The sequence below is a fragment of the Enterobacter cloacae complex sp. IR5401 genome, from assembly GCF_049238425.1.
Taxonomy (GTDB): Bacteria; Pseudomonadota; Gammaproteobacteria; order Enterobacterales; family Enterobacteriaceae; genus Enterobacter; species Enterobacter hormaechei_C.
Genome location: NZ_JBMKHN010000006.1, coordinates 42417 through 63389, shown reverse-complemented (window position 1 = coordinate 63389; position 20973 = coordinate 42417). Strand labels below are relative to the sequence as shown.

Sequence of the window (20973 nt, the reverse complement as noted above, 5' to 3'; positions counted from 1 at the left end):
CATTACTCTCCTTGCGGCGCGCTTTCAGGCGCTGGCGCGGCGGCAGGTGCTTCAGCCGGACGCTCTGCCGGAACGCCCGGCTGGGCCAGCAAGTTACGCACGCGCGTCTGCATGATCTTCTCCAGAATCGGCTGGCTTTCCAGCTTGTCCGGTACGTTCATGGTGATGTTTTGCTGGCTCAGCTTGTCGATATCCTCAAGGAACGCGGTCGTGGTTGCATCATTGGTATCGTAGTAAGCACGTACCCAGGTTGAAACGTTATCCAGCGCCTGTTTGTAGGTCTCTTCCTGGTGACGCGGCACGGCCTGCGCCGCGACCAGCAGGCGGGAACGAATGTTTTCGCGTAGATAGACGTCCTGGTTCGGTGCCAGCAGCGGCACGGCAGTTTCATCGCGGCGGCGAATGGTAATAAAGCTGTCCATAAAGTTCTGCCAGCTCTTTTGCAGGTTGATACGCCATTCGCTCAGGGAACTGGACAGCTCGGTACCGTCGGAATCCATCGGAGAGTCATCGTCGTTGTTATCGGCCAGCTGAAGGTTATCAATCTGGTTCGAGAGCTGATTCACCTTAAGGATGATACCGTCGTAGTCGACCTGAGAAACCGCGGACAGGCTGGCGATATCTTCCGTAATAGCGCGGCGTGCGTTGATGAGGCTCGGATCGTTCATATCAGCCAGGCTTGCGTCGGCGCTTTTCAGCAGCGCGGCGGCGGTGGTGACATCCTGATCGCTCCAGAGCTTGCGCCCGGCTAGTTTCACCAGAAAATCGGCCTGTGAAAGTAGCCAGGTTTTGGCATCGGTTCCCGAAATTGTGGCGACTTTTTCCTGCACTTCGCTCAGCTGTTTGGTCAACTCTTCACGTTTGCTGTTCGCGTCGGCGAGAGCGGCAGCCTGCTGTTTGATCACACCTTCCAGCTCAGCTTTTTGCGTCTCCTGCGCTTTCTGTAGGGCAGTGATTTGGTTAACCAGCGCGTCGCTGGTGGCCGTCTGGTTGGTGCCTTGTTTCTTCACCAGCCCGTAGAGACCCACGCCTGCGGCCAGCGCAATCGCGATGGCAATCACGCTCAGCGTGAGGCTGGTTTTATTGCTGCCGTTTTTCTTCTCAACGGTTTTGTCTGTCGTCTCTGGCTGTGACGTGGTGTCCACAGTCTCCCTGGTCTCTTCAACCACGGCGGAGGATTTTTCGTGTTCCGTCATTATGGCTTCCCATTTGAGAGTTATTGTAATGCGCGCAGCAGCGCATCGTTGTCGGCGTTTTCAGCGATCCGAATATCCTGCCAGCCCAGTTCCCGGGCGTGGTTCGCCAGACGCTCACTGACGACCAGAAGCCGACAGCGGAGTAACCAGTTTTCGCGATACCAAAGCGGAATCAGCGACCAAAGCTGTTGTAACATTTCACCGCTGGTGACCACCAGCGTATTAATACCGCGGGCGTGCCAGCGCATTGCTTCTTCCGCGCCATCATAGTGTTTTGCACAGCGCTGATAGCACTCCACAAACGTCACGTCTGCGCCGCGTTCGCGCAGCGTCTCGCCCAGCAGTTCGCGGCCACCGTTGCCGCGCAAAATAAGTGTGCGCTTTCCGGCAATGTTTTGTAATTCAGGTAATTGTAGCAAGACTTCGCTGATTTCCCGATCTAACGGGTAACGAACATCGATTCCGCTCGCGGTATGTAAGGCCAGCGCCGTAGTGCGCCCGATGGCGAAATAGCGGGGGGCGTGAGGCCAGCAAACGCCCTGTTGTTGCAGCTGCGCATGGGCAAACTCCACGGCATGCTGCGACAGCGCAAAGAGCAGATCGCCTTCCTGCAAGAGACGCATCTGGTCAGCGAGCTCAGGCAGCTCGCGACCGGGGGAGAATTCAATCAGCGGAAAACTCCAGGCCACCTGCCCCAGTGCGCGCAGACGGCTCACTAACTGCTCTCCTGCGGGAGAAGGGCGGGTGACAAGTATGCTCATGCAGGGGGCTCTCCGTTATAGACCTCGGCCAGAATTTCACGTGCGCCGTTATTTAGCAGCTCTTCCGCCAGCGATACGCCAAGCGCCTCGGCATCTTGCGGTTTGCCGCGACGTTCACCGCGAACCATATGCGAGCCGTCCGGCGCGCCAACCAGCGCACGCAGCCACAGTTCACCGTCAGTTAATTCAGCATAGCTGCCAATTGGCACCTGACAGCCTCCTTCGAGGCGTGTATTCATCGCGCGCTCGGCTTTTACGCGAACGGCGGTATCGTCATGATTCAGCGGCGCCAGCAGTGCCTGAGTGCGCACATCATCCAGACGACACTCAATGCCGACGGCGCCCTGGCCGACGGCGGGCAGCGACAGCTCCGGCGGCAACGCCACGCGAATGCGTTTTTCCAGCCCCAGGCGTTTCAGGCCCGCAACCGCAAGAATAATGGCATCGTAGTCGCCGTTATCCAGCTTGCCAAGGCGTGTGCCGACGTTCCCGCGCAGCGAACGGATCACCAGATCCGGGCGACGTTCAGCCAGCTGACACTGGCGGCGTAAACTTGACGTGCCGACCACGCTGCCTGCCGGCAACGCATCGAGCGAGTCATATCGATTAGAGACAAACGCATCGCGCGGATCCTCGCGCTCGCAGATGGTCACCAGCCCCAGCCCTTCCGGGAACTCAACGGGCACATCCTTCATCGAATGCACGGCGATATCGGCGCGGTTCTCAAGCAATGCCAGCTCCAGCTCTTTGACAAACAGACCTTTTCCGCCCACTTTGGCCAGCGGCGTATCCAGTATGACATCGCCACGCGTAACCATTGGCACCAGCTCAACGCGTAATCCGGTGTGGCAGGCTTCCAGGCGCTGCTTAACATAATGTGCCTGCCAGAGTGCAAGAGGACTTTGGCGTGTGGCAATTCTCAAAACATTGTCTAACATGCTTGTTACCGTCATTATCAATCGCTAACCATCCTAACATTGTTGACACTCGGATGGCAGTTTTACGGTTGATGAAGAGTGAGAGGGACAGGGCGGCGTATTCGTCAGCCATCGCCGTATTCAGGAATTTACACGTACAGAACGGTGCTACACTTGTATGTAGCGCATCTTTCTTTACGGTCAACCGGCAAGGTGTTAAATTGATCACGTTTTAGACCATTTTTTCGTCTGTACCACCAGAAAAGCAAAAGGCGAAAAAAGGGTAACGGTTATTTTTTGAAATACTGCGGGTCCGCTGCTTTTTCTGTTCTGACTGGCATGCGACACCCGGAAACATCAGGCGATACGTCTTGTACCTCTATATTGAGACTCTGAAACAGAGACTGGATGCCATCAATCAATTGCGCGTGGATCGCGCGCTTGCTGCCATGGGCCCTGCTTTCCAGCAGGTATACAGTCTTCTGCCGACATTGTTGCACTATCACCATCCGCTAATGCCGGGTTACCTCGATGGTAACGTTCCCCAGGGCATTTGCCTCTTCACGCCTGATGAAACCCAACAGCATTACCTGACTGAACTTGAACTCTACCGTGGTATGCCGCCGCAGGATTCGCCGAAAGGCGAGCTGCCGATTACCGGGGTTTACTCCATGGGCAGCACATCATCGGTTGGGCAAAGCTGCTCTTCTGACCTGGATATCTGGGTCTGCCATCAGTCCTGGCTCGACAATGAAGAGCGCCAGCTGTTGCAGCGTAAATGCAGCCTGCTGGAGAGCTGGGCGGCGTCGCTCGGCGTGGAAGTGAGCTTCTTCCTGATTGATGAAAACCGTTTCCGCCATAACGAAAGCGGCAGTCTGGGTGGTGAAGACTGCGGCTCGACTCAGCACATCCTGTTGCTGGATGAGTTTTACCGTACTGCCGTTCGCCTGGCCGGGAAACGTATTCTGTGGAATATGGTGCCGTGCGATGAAGAAGAGAATTATGACGACTACGTCATGTCGCTTTACTCGCAGGGCGTTCTGACGCCAAACGAGTGGCTGGATCTGGGCGGCCTGAGCTCCCTGTCCGCCGAAGAGTACTTTGGCGCAAGCCTCTGGCAGCTTTATAAGAGCATTGATTCACCGTACAAAGCGGTGCTGAAAACCCTGCTGCTGGAAGCTTACTCCTGGGAATACCCCACGCCGCGCCTGCTGGCGAAAGATATTAAACAGCGTCTGCACGACGGGGAGATCGTCTCCTACGGGCTTGATGCCTACTGCATGATGCTGGAACGCGTCACCGAATACCTGACAGCCATTGAGGACGCCACGCGTCTTGACCTGGTGCGTCGATGTTTCTATCTCAAAGTTTGTGAAAAACTGAGCCGCGAACGCGCCTGCGTGGGCTGGCGTCGTGAAGTCGTCAGCCAGTTAGTCAAAGAGTGGGGATGGGACGAAGCGCGTCTCGCCATGCTGGACAACCGCGCCAACTGGAAAATCGATCAGGTGCGCGAGGCGCACAACGAACTGCTTGATGCGATGATGCAGAGCTACCGCAACCTGATCCGCTTTGCCCGCCGTAACAACCTTAGCGTTTCTGCCAGCCCACAGGATATCGGGGTGCTGACCCGTAAACTGTACGCCGCGTTTGAAGCGTTGCCGGGCAAGGTTACGCTGGTTAACCCACAGATTTCGCCTGACCTGTCTGAGCCGAATCTGACCTTTATCTACGTGCCGCCGGGCCGCGCAAACCGCACCGGGTGGTATCTGTACAACCGTGCGCCAAGCATGGATTCGATCATCAGCCATCAGCCGCTGGAATATAACCGCTATCTGAACAAGCTGGTGGCCTGGGCCTGGTTTAACGGCCTTCTCACCTCACGCACCCGGTTGTTTATCAAGGGTAACGAGGTGGTCGATTTAGCCAAGTTGCAGGAGATGGTGGCGGATGTCTCGCACCACTTCCCACTGCGTCTGCCTGCTCCGACGCCAAAGGCGCTCTACAGCCCGTGTGAGATCCGCCATCTGGCGATCATCGTCAACCTGGAATACGACCCGACGGCGGCCTTCCGCAATCAGGTGGTTCACTTTGACTTCCGCAAGCTGGACGTCTTTAGCTTCGGCGAGCAGCAAAACTGCCTGGTGGGTAGCGTGGATCTGCTGTACCGCAACTCGTGGAACGAAGTGCGTACCTTACACTTTAACGGCGAGCAGGCGATGATCGAGGCGCTGAAAACGATCCTCGGCAAGATGCACCAGGACGCCGCACCCCCGGACAGCGTGGAGGTGTTCTGCTACAGCCAGCACCTGCGCGGCCTGATTCGTACCCGCGTGCAGCAGCTGGTGTCTGAGTGCATCGAACTGCGTCTCTCCAGCACCCGTCAGGAAACCGGGCGCTTTAAAGCGCTGCGCGTCTCCGGCCAGACCTGGGGCCTGTTCTTTGAGCGCCTGAACGTGTCGGTGCAGAAGCTGGAGAACGCCATTGAATTCTACGGCGCGATTTCACACAACAAACTGCATGGCCTGTCGGTTCAGGTGGAAACCAACCACGTTAAGCTGCCGCAGGTGGTGGATGGCTTTGCGAGTGAAGGGATTATTCAGTTCTTCTTCGAAGAGTCGGGCGATAATGCCGGGTTTAACATCTACATTCTGGATGAAACCAACCGTGCCGAGGTGTATCACCACTGTGAAGGCAGCAAAGAGGAGCTGGTGCGCGACGTCAGCCGCTTCTATTCGTCTTCGCACGATCGCTTTACCTACGGCTCAAGCTTTATCAACTTCAACCTGCCGCAGTTCTACCAGATTGTGAATGTGGATGGGCGAGCGCAGGTGATCCCGTTCCGTACGCAGGCGATTACCACTGCGGCGCCCGCTAACCAGGAAACTGCGCCGCTGTTGCAGCAGTATTTTTCCTGAGGCTTTTCGCCGGGTGGCGCTATCGCTTACCCGGCCTACGGTTCGAGCCGCTGTAGGCCCGGTAAGGCGTAGCCGCCACCGGGCAACAAAACTACCTGAAACTCACGTCCTCACCCGCCTGCGCGGTCGCCGCCTGCTCCAGCAGATCCCAGAACGTTTCGCCGCTGCGGTCGCAGACCCACTCGTCACCTTTCAGATCAAAGTGATAGCCGCCCTGTTTCGCCGCCAGCCACACCTGGTGAAGCGGCTCCTGACGGTTAATAATAATCTTGCTGCCGTTTTCGAAGCTTAAGGTCAGGATCCCGCCGTTGATTTCACAATCGATATCGCTGTCGCCGTCCCAGTCGTCGATACGCTCTTCGATGGTCATCCACAGGGTATCGGCAAGGCGATGAAATTCACTGTCGTTCATGGTTTTATTCCTGTTTTTCGTGATGGCGGCAGTATAACGCTAAATAATTCCCGTTGCAGGAAAGCGGCAAACTCTTGCTTTTGTGTCTTCTCCTGCGATGATAGAAACAGATTTGAACTTACGGGCAACCTCTACATGAAAAACGTCTTCCGAACGCTTGTCGTTCTTGTCACTCTGTTTAGCCTGACCGGCTGTGGACTGAAGGGACCACTGTACTTCCCGCCAGAGGATAAAAACGCACCACCGCCGACAAAACCGGTGCAAAGTGGTATCGAGTCATCTACGCCGGATACCAACGATCGCGGCAATAACGGCGGCCCGACTCAGGTCAATCTCTGACAATTACGTTCTGTACCCGCGCAATGGAGCAAATGATGCAGTTCTCTAAAATGCATGGCCTTGGCAACGACTTTATGGTCGTCGACGCGGTAACGCAGAATGTCTTTTTCTCCCCGGAACTGATCCGTCGTCTGGCGGATCGACACGTGGGCGTGGGGTTTGACCAGCTGCTGGTGGTGGAGCCGCCTTACGATCCTGACCTGGACTTTCACTATCGCATTTTTAACGCCGACGGCAGCGAAGTTTCCCAGTGCGGCAACGGCGCGCGCTGTTTTGCCCGCTTTGTTCGGCTGAAAGGGCTGACCAACAAGCGCGATATCCGCGTCAGCACCGCCAATGGCCGGATGGTGCTCAGCGTCACCGACGACGAACTGGTGCGCGTGAACATGGGAGAGCCGAACTTCGAACCCTCTGCCGTGCCGTTTCGCGCCAACAAAGCGGAAAAGACCTATATCATGCGTGCCGCCGAGCAGACAGTATTGTGCGGCGTCGTCTCAATGGGTAACCCGCACTGCGTGATTCAGGTGGATGATGTGCAAACCGCGGCGGTTGAAACGCTCGGCCCGGTGCTGGAAAGCCACGAGCGCTTCCCGGAGCGGGCGAACATCGGTTTCATGCAAGTGGTGAAGCGTGAACATATTCGCCTGCGGGTTTACGAGCGCGGCGCGGGCGAAACCCAGGCCTGCGGAAGCGGTGCCTGTGCGGCGGTGGCCGTCGGTATCTCACAGGGGTTACTGGCAGAAGAGGTTCGCGTGGAATTACCAGGCGGTCGGCTTGATATCGCCTGGAAAGGAGCGGGTCATCCACTGTACATGACTGGCCCGGCGACACATGTTTATGACGGGTTTATCCATCTATGAAGCAACCAGGGGAAGAACTGCGGGAACCTGTAACAGAGCTGGACGACAGCACTGTTGTGGATTATCTGCTGCACAATCCTGAGTTTTTTATCCGCAATGCACGCGTCGTCGAACGGATGCGCGTGCCGCATCCGGTTCGCGAGACCGTGTCGCTGGTTGAATGGCACATGGCGCGCTCGCGCAACCACATCAATCAGCTCGAAGAGAACATGACGCTGCTGATGGAGCAGGCCAGCAATAACGAAAGCCTGTTCTACCGTCTTCTGCACCTTCAGGCGCGTCTGGCTTCCGCACACAGTCTCGAAGAGTTCCTCAACCGCTTCCACCGCTGGGCGCGCGAGCTGGGGCTGGCAGGCGCGACGATCCGTCTCTTCCCTGACCGCTGGCGCATTGGCGCGCCGTCCGGGTTTACCCATCTGGCGCTGAGCCGTCAGGCGTTTGAGCCGCTGCGCATTCAGCGTCTGGGCCATGAGCACCATTATCTGGGGCCGCTCAACGGGCCAGAACTGCTGGTGGTGCTGCCGGAAGCCAAAGCTATCGGCTCGGTGGCGATGTCGCTGATGGGGCGCGATGGTGACCTGGGCGTGATGTTATTTACCAGCCGCGACGCGCATCACTATGAACAGGGGCAGGGTACGCAACTGTTGCAGGAGATCGCCCTGATGTTGCCTGAGTTGCTGGAGCGCTGGATTGAGCGCGTATGACGGACGGACTGCTCGCCACTGACGTCATCCGCTTTCTGCGCTATCTGGGCGTAGAACGCCAGCTCAGCCCTATTACGCTGCTCAACTATCAGCGTCAGCTTGATGCCATCATGCAGATTGCCGATGAAATCGGCCTGAAAAGCTGGCAACAATGTGACGCCGCCACGGTACGCGGGTTCGTCGTGCGTAGCCGTAAAAAAGATCTCAGCCCGGCGAGCCTGGCGCTCCGGCTCTCTGCCCTGCGCAGTTTCTTCGACTGGCTGGTCAGTCAGGGCGGTCTGAAAGCCAACCCGGCAAAAGGGATCGCCACGCCGAAAGCCCCGCGTCATCTGCCGAAAAATATCGACGTCGACGACGTAAACCGCCTGCTGGATATCGATCTTAACGATCCGCTGGCCGTGCGCGACCGCGCGATGCTGGAGGTGATGTACGGCGCGGGCCTGCGTCTCTCTGAGCTGGTGAACCTCGACTTGAAGCACCTCGATCTGGAATCCGGCGAGGTGTGGGTAATGGGCAAGGGCAGCAAAGAGCGCCGCCTGCCGATCGGCCGCAATGCGGTCTCCTGGATTGAGCACTGGCTGGATCTGCGCGGGCTGTTTGGCGCCGACGAAGATGCGCTGTTCCTGTCGAAACTCGGCAAGCGGATCTCGGCGCGTAACGTGCAGAAGCGCTTTGCGGAGTGGGGCATTAAGCAGGGGCTGAACAGCCACGTTCACCCCCACAAGCTGCGCCACTCTTTTGCGACGCACATGCTGGAATCAAGCGGCGACCTGCGCGGCGTACAGGAGCTGCTTGGTCACGCGAATCTGTCGACCACCCAAATCTATACCCACTTAGACTTCCAACACCTTGCCTCGGTGTATGACGCGGCGCATCCACGCGCCAAACGGGGGAAATAATGCGTTTTTACCGCCCACTTGGTCAGATCTCAGCCCTGACGTTTGATCTTGATGACACCCTTTACGACAATCGTCCGGTGATCCTGCGTACCGAGCAGGAGTCGCTGGCGTTTGTGCAGAACTACCATCCTGCGCTGAAAACAATGCAGAACAAAGATTTCCAGAAGCTGCGTCAGTCCCTGCGGGAAACCGAGCCGGAAATTTATCATGACGTGACCGAATGGCGCCGCCGTGCGGTTGAGCAGGCGATGCTCAATGCCGGCCTGAGCGCGCAGGACGCGGCCACGGGTGCCGAAGCGGCCATGGAAAACTTCGCCAAATGGCGCAGTCGCATCGACGTGCCGCAGGAGACCCACGACACGCTGGCGAAGCTCGCCGAAAAGTGGCCGCTGGTGGCCATCACCAACGGCAACGCTCAGCCTGAACTGTTTGGTCTGGGGAACTATTTTCAGTTCGTGCTGCGCGCGGGCCCGCACGGACGCTCGAAGCCGTTCAACGATATGTATCATCTGGCAGCGGAAAAACTGGATTTGCCGCTCGGTGAGATCCTGCACGTGGGCGACGACCTGACCACGGACGTCGCCGGGGCGATCCGCTGCGGCATGCAGGCCTGCTGGATCAAGCCGGAAAATGCCGATCTGATGACTACCCCGGATAGCCGTCTTCTGCCGCACGTGGAAATTTCACGGTTGGCATCCCTCACGACGCTGATATAATCATCAATTGTTCTGTATAAATTAACAGGGTTTTGGCGAATGGAAACATTTGCCTGCCCGCCATGACGTGACGGTGCCAATGGACGTTTCTTACCTGCTCGACAGCCTTAATGATAAACAGCGTGACGCGGTTGCCGCCTCGCGTACAAACCTGCTGGTACTGGCTGGAGCGGGCAGTGGTAAGACGCGCGTGCTGGTTCACCGTATCGCCTGGCTACAGAGCGTGGAGAACTGCTCGCCGTACTCGATTATGGCCGTGACGTTCACCAACAAGGCGGCGGCGGAGATGCGCCACCGTATCGCACAGCTGATGGGCACCAGCCAGGGCGGCATGTGGGTTGGCACCTTCCACGGCCTGGCGCACCGTCTGCTGCGCGCGCACCATATGGACGCTAACCTGCCGCAGGATTTCCAGATCCTCGACAGCGAAGATCAGCTGCGCCTGCTGAAACGCCTGATCAAGGCGATGAACCTCGACGAGAAGCAGTGGCCGCCGCGTCAGGCGATGTGGTACATCAACGGTCAGAAAGACGAAGGGCTGCGTCCGCATCATATTCAGAGCTTCGGTAACCCGGTCGAGCAGACCTGGCAGAACGTCTACAAGGCCTATCAGGAAGCGTGCGATCGCGCCGGTCTGGTGGATTTCGCCGAACTGCTGCTGCGTGCCCACGAGCTGTGGCTGAACAAACCGCATATCCTGCAACACTACCGTGAACGCTTTACCAACATCCTGGTGGACGAATTCCAGGATACCAACAACATCCAGTACGCCTGGATCCGCCTGCTGGCCGGGGATACCGGCAAGGTGATGATCGTAGGCGATGACGACCAGTCTATCTACGGCTGGCGCGGCGCGCAGGTGGAGAACATCCAGCGCTTCCTCAACGATTTCCCCGGCGCGCAAACCATCCGTCTGGAACAGAACTACCGTTCTACCAGCAACATTCTGAGCGCGGCCAACGCCCTGATTGAGAACAACAACGGGCGCCTGGGTAAAAAGCTGTGGACCGATGGCGTCGACGGCGAACCGATTTCGATTTACTGCGCCTTCAACGAGCTCGACGAAGCCCGTTTCGTTGTGAACCGCATTAAAACCTGGCAGGAGAACGGCGGCGCGCTGGAGCAGTGTGCCATTCTCTATCGCAGCAACGCCCAGTCGCGCGTGCTGGAAGAGGCGCTGTTGCAGGTGAGCATGCCGTACCGCATTTATGGAGGTATGCGCTTCTTCGAACGTCAGGAGATCAAAGATGCGCTCTCGTACTTGCGTCTGATTGCCAACCGTAACGACGATGCGGCATTTGAGCGCGTGGTGAACACACCGACGCGCGGCATCGGCGATCGTACGCTGGACGTGGTGCGTCAGGCCTCGCGCGATCGTCAGCTCACGTTGTGGCAGGCATGCCGCGAGCTGTTACAGGAAAAAGCCCTTGCCGGGCGCGCCGCCAGCGCATTGCAGCGCTTCCTGGAGTTAATCGACGCGCTGGCGCAGGAAACGGCCGACATGCCGCTGCACGTCCAGACCGACCGGGTGATTAAAGATTCCGGCTTGCGCACCATGTACGAGCAGGAAAAAGGCGAGAAGGGCCAGACCCGTATTGAGAACTTAGAGGAACTGGTGACGGCAACGCGCCAGTTCAGCTACAACGAAGAAGACGAAGACCTGATGCCGTTGCAGGCATTCCTCTCTCACGCCGCGCTGGAGGCGGGTGAAGGGCAGGCCGATACCTGGCAGGATGCGGTTCAGCTGATGACCCTGCACTCCGCGAAAGGTCTGGAGTTCCCGCAGGTGTTCATCGTCGGGATGGAAGAGGGGATGTTCCCGAGCCAGATGTCGCTGGATGAAGGCGGGCGTCTGGAAGAGGAGCGTCGTCTGGCCTACGTGGGCGTGACCCGTGCGATGCAGAAACTGACTCTGACCTACGCGGAAACCCGCCGCCTGTACGGGAAAGAGGTGTATCACCGTCCGTCGCGCTTTATCGGCGAGCTGCCGGAGGAGTGCGTGGAAGAGGTGCGCCTGCGCGCCAGCATCAGCCGTCCGGTCAGCCATCAGCGTATGGGCTCGCCGATCTCTGAAACCGACACCGGTTACAAGCTGGGCCAGCGCGTGCGCCACTCGAAGTTTGGCGAAGGCACCATCGTCAACCTGGAAGGCAGCGGCGAGCACAGCCGTTTGCAGGTAGCGTTCCAGGGGCAGGGGATCAAATGGCTGGTGGCAGCCTATGCCAAGCTGGAAAGTGTGTAACTTTCAGAAAAATATCACTATTTTGTAATAATCTGCTAGCCTTATACGTTGAAGGTCAATTAATGCCCTTCAGCGTTCCGTTGCGTGTTGACGCCACAGTTATTGCTGGCGTAACATGCGCGCACGATTACGCTAAGAGGACATTCGCCTTGGACACACCCAGTAGATACTGGCTCAATTCCCTGTCATCCAGGAACAACTCCTAAGGCTATCTCCTCTTGCTGATGGCCTTAGTGGTTGTCAGCGACTGCATCATTCCCGTCGCGCTGAGTCAGGCTGTTTAATGGTCTGAAACCCAATTTGTTTCTGTGTGCCCACCGAACTGTCCGATATTTTTTGCATTGGGAGTCCCGGTCATGTTGAGCGCATTTCAACTCGAAAATAACCGACTGACTCGGCTTGAAGCCGAAGAGTCACAGCCCCTCATTGATGCCGTATGGGTGGATCTGGTCGAGCCGGACGACGATGAGCGCCTTCGCGTACAATCTGAACTGGGGCAAAGCCTGGCGACACGCCCGGAACTGGAAGACATCGAAGCATCCGCCCGTTTTTTTGAAGACGAAGACGGCCTGCACATTCACTCCTTCTTCTTTTTCGAGGATGCCGAAGACCACGCGGGGAACTCCACCGTGGCGTTTACCATCCGCGATGGCCGCCTGTTCACCCTGCGCGAGCGCGAACTGCCTGCGTTTCGTCTCTACCGTATGCGTGCCCGCAGCCAGGCGATGATGGACGGCAACGCTTATGAGCTGCTGCTGGATCTGTTCGAAACCAAAATCGAACAGCTGGCGGATGAAATCGAAAACATCTACAGCGACCTGGAAAAGCTGAGCCGCGTGATCATGGAAGGCCATCAGGGCGATGAGTACGACGAAGCGTTGTCCACGCTGGCTGAGCTGGAAGATATCGGCTGGAAGGTGCGTTTGTGTCTGATGGATACCCAGCGCGCGCTGAACTTCCTGGTGCGCAAGGCGCGTCTGCCGGGCGGTCAGCTGGAGCAGGCGCGTGAGATCTTACGCGATATCGAATCCCTGCTGCCGCACAACGAATCCCTGTTCCAGAAGGTCAACTTCCTGATGCAGGCGGCGATGGGCTTTATCAACATCGAGCAGAACCGCATCATCAAGATCTTCTCGGTGGTGTCCGTGGTGTTCCTGCCGCCGACGCTGGTGGCGTCCAGCTACGGGATGAACTTCGAGTTTATGCCGGAGCTGAAGTGGAGCTTTGGCTACCCGGGGGCGATTATCTTTATGATCCTCGCCGGGCTGGCGCCGTATCTGTACTTTAAGCGGAAGAACTGGCTGTAAAAATCTGGCGGGTGGCGCTGCGCTTACCCGCCCTACGATCGAATTCCCTCTCCCTGTGGGAGAGGGTTAGGGTGAGGGCAACATCACAGCCCTTTGCGCACCCTGCGCTGGGTATAAATCGCATCCGCAACAAAGATGGCCAGCGCCACCCAGATAAAGGCGAACGTCACCATCTTATCCGCACCCGGCACCTCGCCGTAAAACACCACCGCCAGCAGGAACATCAGCGTCGGGCCAATGTACTGGAAGAAGCCCAACGTGGAGAGGCGCAGACGCGTTGCCGCGCCGGTGAAGCACAGCAGGGGAATCGTCGTGACCACGCCCGCGGCTATCAGCATCAGGTTCAGCGACCATGGGTTGCTGCCCATGTGGCTGGTGGCGCTGTCGGCAATACCGAACAGGTAGATCGCGGCGACAGGCAGCAGCCACAGGGTTTCAAACAGCATTCCCGTCTGCGCTTCCACGGCGATTTTTTTACGCACCAGGCCGTAGAAGGCAAAGCTGAACGCCAGCCCCAGGGCGATAACCGGCAGTGAGCCGAAGGTCCACAGCTGTACCAGCACGCCGCAGAAGGCCAGAATCACTGCCACCCACTGCATCCGGCGAAAGCGCTCGCCGAGGAAAATCATCCCCAGCAAAATATTGACCAGCGGGTTAATAAAGTAGCCCAGGCTGGCTTCGAGCATGTGATGGTTATTCACCGCCCAGATAAACAGCAGCCAGTTTCCGCCAATCAGCACCGCAGAGAGGGCGAGCAGGAAGACCTTCTTCGGGGTTTTCAGCAGCGTTTTGACGCCTGACCACTGACGGCTGATACTCATCAGCGCAATCATGAAGAAAAACGACCAGATGACGCGGTGAGTGAGGATCTCGTCCGCCGGGACATAGGCGATAAGTTTGAAGTACGCCGGTGCTATACCCCAAATAAAATAAGCGGCAAGGGCGAGTAAAACGCCCTGCCGCGTCTGTTTAGCATCCATCGGGAAAATCCGTTACAAAAAAGTGAAGTAATTTTACCCGAATTTGCCGTCTCAACCCACCATATAAGTGGCGGTTGCGCTGGCGATATAAACCTGCTCCTCGTTATGCAGCTCAACGCGGGCGACGGCAACTTTATTCCCGGCGCGCAGCAGGCTGCTGGTACAGGTGAAGCGGTTTCCGCGTCCTGGGCGCAGGTAGTCGACGCGTAAATCGATGGTGCCCATGCGCGACAGGCGCTGGCGTAATTCATCTTCGTTGATGGTGTCGTGGCGCGTCAGCGTGCTGCCCACGCACACCAGACCGGCCGCCACGTCCAGCGCGGAGGCAATTACCCCGCCGTGCAAAATGCTTTGCGCCCAGTTACCGACCATCATTGGCTGATTATTGAAACTCAGCTGAGCGAAGTCTTTTTCGTATCGCTCCAGCTCAAGACCCAGTGCACGGTTGAACGGCATGTGGTACACAAAAATCTCGCCCACGAGCTTTAAGGTTTCTTCGGCGGTGAGTGTGGCTGACATCTGACGTGGCATCCTTGTTGTTAACAAAATGTTGATTTTATGCTTCAGGATAAAGGAATGCCACTTTAAGAAACGAGGAAGCGGAAGTTATCGCAGAAGTCTGTAGAATGCCCGGACAAAACTATTCATTAAATGTCACCATTTCAGGAGAACACCACCGATGCGGACGTATCTGGGTTGGTTACTGGCGGCGGTTGCGCTGCCCCTCACAGCATATGCGCAGGAAGCGACGATCAAAGAGGTGCATGATAAACCTGCTGTTAAGGGTAGCATCATCGCCAATATGCTTCAGGAGCATGACAATCCGTTCACGCTGTACCCGTATGACACAAACTACGTGATCTACACCCAGACCAGCGATCTCAACAAAGAGGCGATAAGCTCCTATAACTGGTCTGATAATGCGCGTAAAGATGAGGTGAAGTTCCAGCTCAGCCTCGCCTTCCCGTTCTGGCGCGGCATCCTGGGGCCGAACTCGGTACTTGGCGCGTCCTACACGCAGAAGTCATGGTGGCAGCTCTCCAACAGCGGGGAATCATCACCGTTCCGCGAAACCAACTATGAACCGCAGCTGTTCCTCGGTTTCGCCACCGATTATGAGTTTGCAGGCTGGACGCTGCGAGACGTGGAGGTGGGCTATAACCACGATTCCAACGGTCGTTCCGACCCAACCTCACGCAGCTGGAACCGCATCTATACGCGTCTGATGGCGCAGAACGGCAATTTCATGGTGGAAGTGAAGCCGTGGTACGTAGTAGGCAGCACCGATGACAACCCGGATATCACCAAATATATGGGCTACTATCAGCTTAAAGTGGGCTATCAGCTGGGTGACGCGGTGCTAAGTGCCAAAGGCCAGTACAACTGGAATACCGGCTACGGCGGTGCAGAGCTGGGCCTGAGCTACCCGGTAACGAAACACGTTCGTCTCTATACTCAGGTGTATAGCGGGTATGGCGAATCGCTGATCGACTACAACTTCAACCAGACCCGTGTCGGTGTGGGCGTCATGCTGAACGATATTTTCTAAGCTGCTCGAATGTTTTTGCGTTAAACGTTGAAGTTTCTCTCTCAGGCGCTGAAAATAGCGCCTGTTTCATTTCTGGCATATGGGGTTAACGTGGCGCAGGCGGAAGTATTGAATCAGGAATCGCTGGCTAAACAGGTTTTGCATGAAACCTTTGGCTACCAGCAGTTCCGTCCTGGCCAGGAAACCATCATTGAAACCGTGCTGGAAGGCCGCGATTGCCTGGTGGTCATGCCGACCGGCGGCGGTAAATCGCTCTGCTATCAGGTACCCGCGCTGGTGCTTAATGGCCTGACGGTTGTGGTATCACCCCTTATTTCCCTGATGAAAGACCAGGTCGACCAGCTGCTCGCCAACGGCGTGGCGGCGGCCTGTCTTAACTCAACGCAAACTCGCGAGCAGCAGCAAGAGGTGATGGCCGGGTGCCGCACCGGACAGGTTCGCCTGCTGTATATCGCGCCAGAGCGCCTGATGCTGGACAACTTCCTCGACCACCTGGCGCACTGGAACCCGGTGCTGCTGGCGGTGGATGAAGCGCACTGTATCTCCCAGTGGGGGCACGATTTCCGCCCGGAATACGCCGCCCTCGGCCAGCTTCGTCAGCGCTTCCCCGAGCTGCCGTTTATGGCGCTTACCGCCACGGCGGACGACACCACGCGTCAGGACATCGTTCGCCTGCTGGGACTGAACGACCCGTATATTCAGGTCAGCAGCTTCGACCGCCCGAACATCCGCTATATGCTGATGGAAAAGTTCAAGCCGCTGGATCAGCTCCTGCGCTACGTGCAGGAGCAGCGCGGCAAGTCCGGCATCATCTACTGCAACAGCCGCGCAAAGGTGGAAGACACCGCTGCGCGTCTGCAAAATCGCGGCTTTAGCGCGGCGGCATACCATGCCGGGTTAGAGAACCACATCCGCGCCGATGTTCAGGAAAAATTCCAGCGCGACGACCTGCAAATCGTGGTCGCAACGGTGGCGTTCGGGATGGGGATCAACAAGCCCAACGTGCGCTTTGTGGTGCATTTCGACATTCCGCGCAATATCGAATCCTACTATCAGGAAACCGGCCGCGCCGGGCGTGATGGTCTGCCTGCGGAAGCGATGTTGTTTTACGACCCGGCGGATATGGCGTGGCTGCGCCGCTGTCTGGAAGAGAAACCGCAGGGGCAGTTGCAGGATATCGAACGCCACAAGCTTAACGCGATGGGGGCCTTCGCCGAAGCGCAAACCTGCCGCCGTCTGGTGTTACTCAACTACTTTGGTGAAGGGCGTCAGGCGCCGTGCGGCAACTGCGATATCTGCCTCGACCCGCCGAAGCAGTACGATGGCCTGATGGACGCGCGCAAAGCGCTCTCGACTATCGGACGCGTGAACCAGCGCTTTGGGATGGGCTACGTCGTTGAAGTGCTGCGCGGGGCTAACAACCAGCGTATCCGCGATATGGGTCACGACAAGCTGCCTGTTTACGGCATCGGGAAAGACCAGAGCCATGAGCACTGGGTGAGTATTATCCGCCAGTTGATCCACCTCGGCTTTGCCACGCAAAATATTGCCCAGCATTCTGCGCTTCAGCTGACCGAAGCGGCGCGACCTGTCCTGCGTGGCGAGGTTGAACTGAAGCTCGCCGTTCCGCGCGTCGTCGCCCTGAAGCCGCGCGTGATGCAAAAATCCTACGGCGGTAACTACGACCGCAAGCTGTTCGCCAAGCTGCGTAAGCTGCGTAAAGCTATTGCCGATGAAGAGAACATCCCGCCATACGTGGTGTTCAACGACGCGACGCTGATCGAGATGGCCGAGCAAATGCCGCTCAGCGCCAGCGAGATGCTCAGCGTCAACGGCGTCGGCACGCGCAAGCTGGAGCGCTTCGGTAAAGAGTTTATGGCGCTCATCCGTTCCCACGCTGATGGTGATGATGAGGAGTAGTCAGCCGGGCGAAAAAGTGCCAGGATGGTGACTCACTGTATTATTTCCCCGCGAGCTAATTATGTTAATGCTATTTCTCACCGTGGCGTTAGTGCACATCGTTGCGCTGATGAGCCCAGGCCCTGATTTTTTCTTCGTGTCGCAAACGGCCGTCAGCCGCTCCCGCAAAGAGGCGATGATGGGTGTGCTCGGTATTACCATGGGCGTCATGGTCTGGGCGGCGGTTGCGCTGCTCGGTCTGAACCTGATCCTGGCGAAAATGGCGTGGCTGCATAACATCATTATGGTTGGCGGCGGTCTGTACCTGTGCTGGATGGGCTACCAGATGCTGCGCGGAGCGCTGAAGAAAGAAGAGAGCAAGCCGGAAGAGCCAAAGGTTGAGCTGGCAACGGGCGGCCGTAGCTTTGTGAAAGGGCTACTGACCAACCTGGCGAACCCGAAAGCAATTATTTACTTCGGCTCGGTATTCTCGCTGTTTGTGGGGGATAACGTCGGCGCGGGCGCGCGCTGGGGGATCTTCCTGCTGATCGTTGTGGAAACGTTCGCCTGGTTTACCGTTGTGGCAAGCCTGTTTGCCTTACCGGCGATGCGTCGCGGCTACCAGCGCATCGCGAAGTGGATCGACGGCTTCGCCGGCGCGTTGTTCGCCGGCTTCGGCATTCATCTCATCATTTCTCGCTAAGCATGACGCGCTGACGCAAGCAGCGCGCCAACCAGCATAAACAGCGAACCAAAGACTTTGTTCAGGGCCTTCATCTGTTTAGGCCCTTTGATCCACGCCGCAATTCGCTGCGCCAGCGTCGCGTAACCAATCATCACAATGATATCGACAATAATGGTGGTCGCGCCCAGCACCACGTACTGCATCACCTGTGGCTGATGCGGCACGATAAACTGCGGGAACAGGGCGGCGAGGAACACGATGCTTTTCGGGTTGGTCAGGTTAACGAACACCGCGCGCTTAAACAGGTGGCCGCGTGTTTGCGTCCGGGAGAGCGTATGCAGATCAATCGAGCCAGCGGCGCGCCACTGCTGAATGCCCAGCCAGATAAGATACGCTGCGCCAGCCCATTTCAGCACCTCGAAGGCCAGCACCGAACGGGAGAACAGCGTGCCCAGACCAATCCCCACCAGCACAATATGAATGCCAAGCCCGGTCTGTAAACCGGCGATTGACGCCACCGCGCCGCGATAGCCGTGATTAATGGAGGTGGTCATGGTGTTGATTGCGCCCGAGCCAGGTGAAAGGCTGAGGATGATGGATGTCAGCAGGTAGGCGAACCACCACTCGAAGGTCATTTGAAACTCCCGGATCGTCTGTTTTTATGCCACAATACGCTATTGTTGAGTCATTTTGTGACCGGTGACGAAAAAAACGATATTCCCTGAATTACGGGGGGTGGAAACCCAATGTTTCAGCAGAAAAAGGACTGGGAAACACGAGAAAACGCATTTGCTGCTTTCTCCATGGGGCCGCTGACCGATTTCTGGCGCCAGCGTGAGGAAGATGAGTTTATGGGCGTCGGGGAAATCCCGGTACGCTTCGTTCGTTTCCGTGATGAAAAAAATGACCGGGTGATTGTGGTCTGCCCCGGGCGCATCGAAAGCTATATTAAATATGCCGAGCTGGCGTATGACCTGTTCCATCTGGGCTTTGATGTGTTAATTATCGACCATCGCGGGCAGGGGCTTTCCGGCCGGATGTTGCCGGATACCCATCGCGGCCACGTGGATAACTTCAGCGATTACGTCGACGATCTGGCCGCGTTCTGGCAGCAGGAAGTGCAGCCCGGACCGTGGCGCAAGCGTTATATTCTTGCCCACTCCATGGGGGGCGCGATCTCGACGTTGTTTTTGCAGCGCCATAAGCACCAGTGCGACGCCATTGCGCTGACCGCGCCGATGTACGGCATTGTGATACGTTTTCCTGACTGGATGGTGCGCCATCTTCTCGACTGGGCTGAGGGCCATCAGCGCATTCGAGAAGGCTATGCCATCGGAACAGGACGCTGGCGGGCGTTACCGTTTGCCATCAACGTGTTAACCCACAGTCGGCAGCGTTATCGGCGCAACCTGCGTTTTTATGCCGATGAACCGCGTCTGCGGGTCGGCGGCCCCACCTGGCACTGGGTGCGGGAAGGTATTCATGCCGGTGAACAGGTGCTGGCAGGCGTAGGCGATGATGACACGCCGACGCTCCTGATCCAGGCGGAAGAAGAGCGTGTGGTGGATAACCGCATGCATGACCGCTATTGTGAACTTCGCGCCGCTGCGGGCCATCCCTGTGAAGGGGGTAAACCGCTGGTCATCAACGGTGCGTACCATGAGATCCTTTTTGAAAAGGACGCTATGCGCTCAGTCGCGCTCAACGCCATTGTTGAATTTTTCAACAGGCATAACTGATTATTGTTTTCCACCAGAGGTTGAAATCCCTATGTACCAGGTTGTTGCATCTGATTTAGATGGCACGCTGCTTTCCCCCGACCACACCCTGTCGCCTTATGCGAAAGAGACCCTAAAACTCCTGACTGCCCGTGGCGTGAACTTCGTGTTCGCCACTGGCCGCCACCACGTGGACGTGGGGCAGATCCGCGATAACCTGGAGATCAAGTCGTACATGATCACCTCTAACGGTGCGCGCGTACATGACACGGACGGCAACCTGATTTTTACCCATAATCTCGATCGTGACATCGCCACCGATTTGTTCGGCATTGTGCATAACAACCCGGATATCGTGACTAACGTTTACCGCGACGACGAGTGGTTTATGAACCGCCATCGCCCGGACGAAATGCGTTTCTTCAAGGAAGCCGTCTTCAACTACTCCCTGTATGAGCCGGGTTTGCTGGATCCTGAAGGGATCAGCAAGGTGTTCTTTACCTGCGAAAGTCACGAAGCGCTGCTTCCGCTGGAGCAGGCGATCAACGCCCGCTGGGGCGACCGCGTGAACGTGAGCTTCTCCACGCTGACCTGTCTGGAAGTGATGGCGGGCGGGGTGTCCAAAGGTCACGCGCTGGAAGCGGTAGCGAAACGGCTGGGTTTTGATCTGAAAGACTGTATCGCCTTTGGCGATGGCATGAACGATGCCGAGATGCTCTCCATGGCGGGTAAAGGCTGCATCATGCAGAACGCGCACCAGCGCCTGAAAGATCTGCACCCGGAGCTGGAAGTGATTGGCACGAACGCAGACAACGCGGTACCTAAGTATCTGCGCAAACTGTTCCTTGAATAATCTTCATTTGATTGTTTATTG

General features: G+C 57.2%; 21 protein-coding genes. 14 read left to right on the top strand and 7 right to left on the bottom strand.

What is annotated here, in order from left to right; genetic code table 11:
* Nucleotides 1-2: 2 nt before the first annotated feature.
* The 3 genes from hemX to hemC are packed head-to-tail and all read right to left on the bottom strand — an operon-like array spanning nucleotide 3 to nucleotide 2895.
* Nucleotides 3-1196: a uroporphyrinogen-III C-methyltransferase gene (gene hemX, locus ACOTX1_RS10860; protein WP_022646657.1), complete on the bottom strand. Its 1194-nt coding sequence runs from the start codon at nucleotides 1194-1196 to the stop codon at nucleotides 3-5.
* A 20-nt stretch (nucleotides 1197-1216) separates the two neighbouring features.
* Entirely contained in the window at nucleotides 1217-1957 is a 741-nt protein-coding gene (hemD, locus tag ACOTX1_RS10855; protein ID WP_023315183.1) for a uroporphyrinogen-III synthase, read from the bottom strand.
* Nucleotides 1954-2895, bottom strand: a complete 942-nt coding sequence (gene hemC, locus ACOTX1_RS10850) for a hydroxymethylbilane synthase (protein WP_032634371.1) — start codon at nucleotides 2893-2895, stop codon at nucleotides 1954-1956. Before hemC ends, hemD begins: the two co-directional genes overlap by 4 nt.
* Before the next feature lie 350 nt (nucleotides 2896-3245).
* On the opposite strand from hemC, the gene cyaA reads away from it, so the two are divergent.
* Nucleotides 3246-5789, top strand: a complete 2544-nt coding sequence (gene cyaA, locus ACOTX1_RS10845; RefSeq protein ID WP_023315185.1) for a class I adenylate cyclase — start codon at nucleotides 3246-3248, stop codon at nucleotides 5787-5789.
* A 91-nt stretch (nucleotides 5790-5880) separates the two neighbouring features.
* On the opposite strand, the gene cyaY is transcribed toward cyaA, so the two are convergent.
* Nucleotides 5881-6201 carry an iron donor protein CyaY gene (gene cyaY, locus ACOTX1_RS10840; RefSeq protein ID WP_003860816.1) on the bottom strand — a complete coding sequence of 107 codons (321 nt, stop codon included), beginning with the start codon at nucleotides 6199-6201 and terminating at the stop codon, nucleotides 5881-5883.
* Between the two features lie 135 nt (nucleotides 6202-6336).
* On the opposite strand from cyaY, the gene lptM reads away from it, so the two are divergent.
* From lptM to corA, 8 genes are all read left to right on the top strand, one after another.
* Nucleotides 6337-6540 (top strand): LPS translocon maturation chaperone LptM, encoded by a 204-nt coding sequence (gene lptM, locus ACOTX1_RS10835; RefSeq protein ID WP_003860815.1) that lies wholly within the window; start codon nucleotides 6337-6339, stop codon nucleotides 6538-6540.
* 35 nt (nucleotides 6541-6575) lie between these two features.
* Nucleotides 6576-7400 (top strand): diaminopimelate epimerase, encoded by an 825-nt coding sequence (dapF, locus tag ACOTX1_RS10830; RefSeq protein ID WP_022646661.1) that lies wholly within the window; start codon nucleotides 6576-6578, stop codon nucleotides 7398-7400.
* On the top strand, nucleotides 7397-8104 hold the full coding sequence (locus tag ACOTX1_RS10825; protein WP_003860814.1) for a DUF484 domain-containing protein: 708 nt from the start codon (nucleotides 7397-7399) through the stop codon (nucleotides 8102-8104). Before dapF ends, ACOTX1_RS10825 begins: the two co-directional genes overlap by 4 nt.
* On the top strand, nucleotides 8101-9003 hold the full coding sequence (xerC, locus tag ACOTX1_RS10820) for a tyrosine recombinase XerC (RefSeq protein ID WP_263522117.1): 903 nt from the start codon (nucleotides 8101-8103) through the stop codon (nucleotides 9001-9003). The genes ACOTX1_RS10825 and xerC overlap by 4 nt, the downstream gene beginning before the upstream one ends.
* Nucleotides 9003-9719 (top strand): 5-amino-6-(5-phospho-D-ribitylamino)uracil phosphatase YigB, encoded by a 717-nt coding sequence (gene yigB / locus ACOTX1_RS10815; protein WP_003860811.1) that lies wholly within the window; start codon nucleotides 9003-9005, stop codon nucleotides 9717-9719. Before xerC ends, yigB begins: the two co-directional genes overlap by 1 nt.
* A gap of 79 nt (nucleotides 9720-9798) precedes the next feature.
* Nucleotides 9799-11961 carry a DNA helicase II gene (uvrD, locus tag ACOTX1_RS10810; protein WP_017383586.1) on the top strand — a complete coding sequence of 721 codons (2163 nt, stop codon included), beginning with the start codon at nucleotides 9799-9801 and terminating at the stop codon, nucleotides 11959-11961.
* Nucleotides 11962-12110: 149 nt separating this feature from the next.
* Nucleotides 12111-12167 carry a YsgD/CorL family protein gene (gene ysgD, locus ACOTX1_RS10805; RefSeq protein ID WP_212743980.1) on the top strand — a complete coding sequence of 19 codons (57 nt, stop codon included), beginning with the start codon at nucleotides 12111-12113 and terminating at the stop codon, nucleotides 12165-12167.
* A gap of 150 nt (nucleotides 12168-12317) precedes the next feature.
* The gene (gene corA, locus ACOTX1_RS10800; protein ID WP_003860807.1) at nucleotides 12318-13268 is read left to right on the top strand and encodes a magnesium/cobalt transporter CorA; all 951 of its coding nucleotides are present in this window, start codon (nucleotides 12318-12320) and stop codon (nucleotides 13266-13268) included.
* 83 nt (nucleotides 13269-13351) lie between these two features.
* Here corA and rarD read toward each other — a convergent pair whose 3' ends face one another.
* A complete protein-coding gene (gene rarD / locus ACOTX1_RS10795) occupies nucleotides 13352-14248 on the bottom strand; it encodes an EamA family transporter RarD (protein ID WP_023315187.1) in 897 nt (298 codons plus the stop codon).
* A gap of 51 nt (nucleotides 14249-14299) precedes the next feature.
* Complete coding sequence (yigI, locus tag ACOTX1_RS10790) at nucleotides 14300-14767, bottom strand: acyl-CoA thioesterase YigI (protein ID WP_006812366.1); 468 nt, start codon at nucleotides 14765-14767, stop codon at nucleotides 14300-14302.
* A 160-nt stretch (nucleotides 14768-14927) separates the two neighbouring features.
* On the opposite strand from yigI, the gene pldA reads away from it, so the two are divergent.
* The 3 genes from pldA to rhtC all read left to right on the top strand — a co-directional run bounded on the left by pldA (nucleotide 14928) and on the right by rhtC (nucleotide 18399).
* The gene (gene pldA / locus ACOTX1_RS10785) at nucleotides 14928-15797 is read left to right on the top strand and encodes a phospholipase A (RefSeq protein WP_003860803.1); all 870 of its coding nucleotides are present in this window, start codon (nucleotides 14928-14930) and stop codon (nucleotides 15795-15797) included.
* A 90-nt stretch (nucleotides 15798-15887) separates the two neighbouring features.
* Nucleotides 15888-17717 carry an ATP-dependent DNA helicase RecQ gene (recQ, locus tag ACOTX1_RS10780; RefSeq protein ID WP_003860800.1) on the top strand — a complete coding sequence of 610 codons (1830 nt, stop codon included), beginning with the start codon at nucleotides 15888-15890 and terminating at the stop codon, nucleotides 17715-17717.
* Between the two features lie 61 nt (nucleotides 17718-17778).
* A complete protein-coding gene (gene rhtC, locus ACOTX1_RS10775; protein WP_022650176.1) occupies nucleotides 17779-18399 on the top strand; it encodes a threonine export protein RhtC in 621 nt (206 codons plus the stop codon).
* Here the strand turns inward: rhtC and rhtB are convergent.
* On the bottom strand, nucleotides 18396-19016 hold the full coding sequence (gene rhtB / locus ACOTX1_RS10770; RefSeq protein ID WP_003860798.1) for a homoserine/homoserine lactone efflux protein: 621 nt from the start codon (nucleotides 19014-19016) through the stop codon (nucleotides 18396-18398). The genes rhtC and rhtB overlap by 4 nt on opposite strands.
* 111 nt (nucleotides 19017-19127) lie before the next feature.
* Between rhtB and pldB the strand changes: the two genes are divergently transcribed.
* A complete protein-coding gene (gene pldB / locus ACOTX1_RS10765) occupies nucleotides 19128-20120 on the top strand; it encodes a lysophospholipase L2 (RefSeq protein ID WP_015570002.1) in 993 nt (330 codons plus the stop codon).
* A gap of 31 nt (nucleotides 20121-20151) precedes the next feature.
* Nucleotides 20152-20952: a sugar/pyridoxal phosphate phosphatase YigL gene (gene yigL, locus ACOTX1_RS10760; protein WP_023299050.1), complete on the top strand. Its 801-nt coding sequence runs from the start codon at nucleotides 20152-20154 to the stop codon at nucleotides 20950-20952.
* Nucleotides 20953-20973: the final 21 nt, after the last annotated feature.

Bases quoted from the DNA above. Each gene is read 5' to 3' on its own strand.
- hemX (WP_022646657.1), bottom strand. From the start codon at position 1,196: ATGACGGAACACGAAAAATCCTCCGCCGTGGTTGAAGAGACCAGGGAG.
- hemD (WP_023315183.1), bottom strand. From the start codon at position 1,957: ATGAGCATACTTGTCACCCGCCCTTCTCCCGCAGGAGAGCAGTTAGTG.
- hemC (WP_032634371.1), bottom strand. From the start codon at position 2,895: ATGTTAGACAATGTTTTGAGAATTGCCACACGCCAAAGTCCTCTTGCA.
- cyaY (WP_003860816.1), bottom strand. From the start codon at position 6,201: ATGAACGACAGTGAATTTCATCGCCTTGCCGATACCCTGTGGATGACC.
- lptM (WP_003860815.1), top strand. From the start codon at position 6,337: ATGAAAAACGTCTTCCGAACGCTTGTCGTTCTTGTCACTCTGTTTAGC.
- dapF (WP_022646661.1), top strand. From the start codon at position 6,576: ATGCAGTTCTCTAAAATGCATGGCCTTGGCAACGACTTTATGGTCGTC.
- ACOTX1_RS10825 (WP_003860814.1), top strand. From the start codon at position 7,397: ATGAAGCAACCAGGGGAAGAACTGCGGGAACCTGTAACAGAGCTGGAC.
- xerC (WP_263522117.1), top strand. From the start codon at position 8,101: ATGACGGACGGACTGCTCGCCACTGACGTCATCCGCTTTCTGCGCTAT.
- yigB (WP_003860811.1), top strand. From the start codon at position 9,003: ATGCGTTTTTACCGCCCACTTGGTCAGATCTCAGCCCTGACGTTTGAT.
- uvrD (WP_017383586.1), top strand. From the start codon at position 9,799: ATGGACGTTTCTTACCTGCTCGACAGCCTTAATGATAAACAGCGTGAC.
- corA (WP_003860807.1), top strand. From the start codon at position 12,318: ATGTTGAGCGCATTTCAACTCGAAAATAACCGACTGACTCGGCTTGAA.
- rarD (WP_023315187.1), bottom strand. From the start codon at position 14,248: ATGGATGCTAAACAGACGCGGCAGGGCGTTTTACTCGCCCTTGCCGCT.
- yigI (WP_006812366.1), bottom strand. From the start codon at position 14,767: ATGTCAGCCACACTCACCGCCGAAGAAACCTTAAAGCTCGTGGGCGAG.
- pldA (WP_003860803.1), top strand. From the start codon at position 14,928: ATGCGGACGTATCTGGGTTGGTTACTGGCGGCGGTTGCGCTGCCCCTC.
- rhtC (WP_022650176.1), top strand. From the start codon at position 17,779: ATGTTAATGCTATTTCTCACCGTGGCGTTAGTGCACATCGTTGCGCTG.
- rhtB (WP_003860798.1), bottom strand. From the start codon at position 19,016: ATGACCTTCGAGTGGTGGTTCGCCTACCTGCTGACATCCATCATCCTC.
- pldB (WP_015570002.1), top strand. From the start codon at position 19,128: ATGTTTCAGCAGAAAAAGGACTGGGAAACACGAGAAAACGCATTTGCT.
- yigL (WP_023299050.1), top strand. From the start codon at position 20,152: ATGTACCAGGTTGTTGCATCTGATTTAGATGGCACGCTGCTTTCCCCC.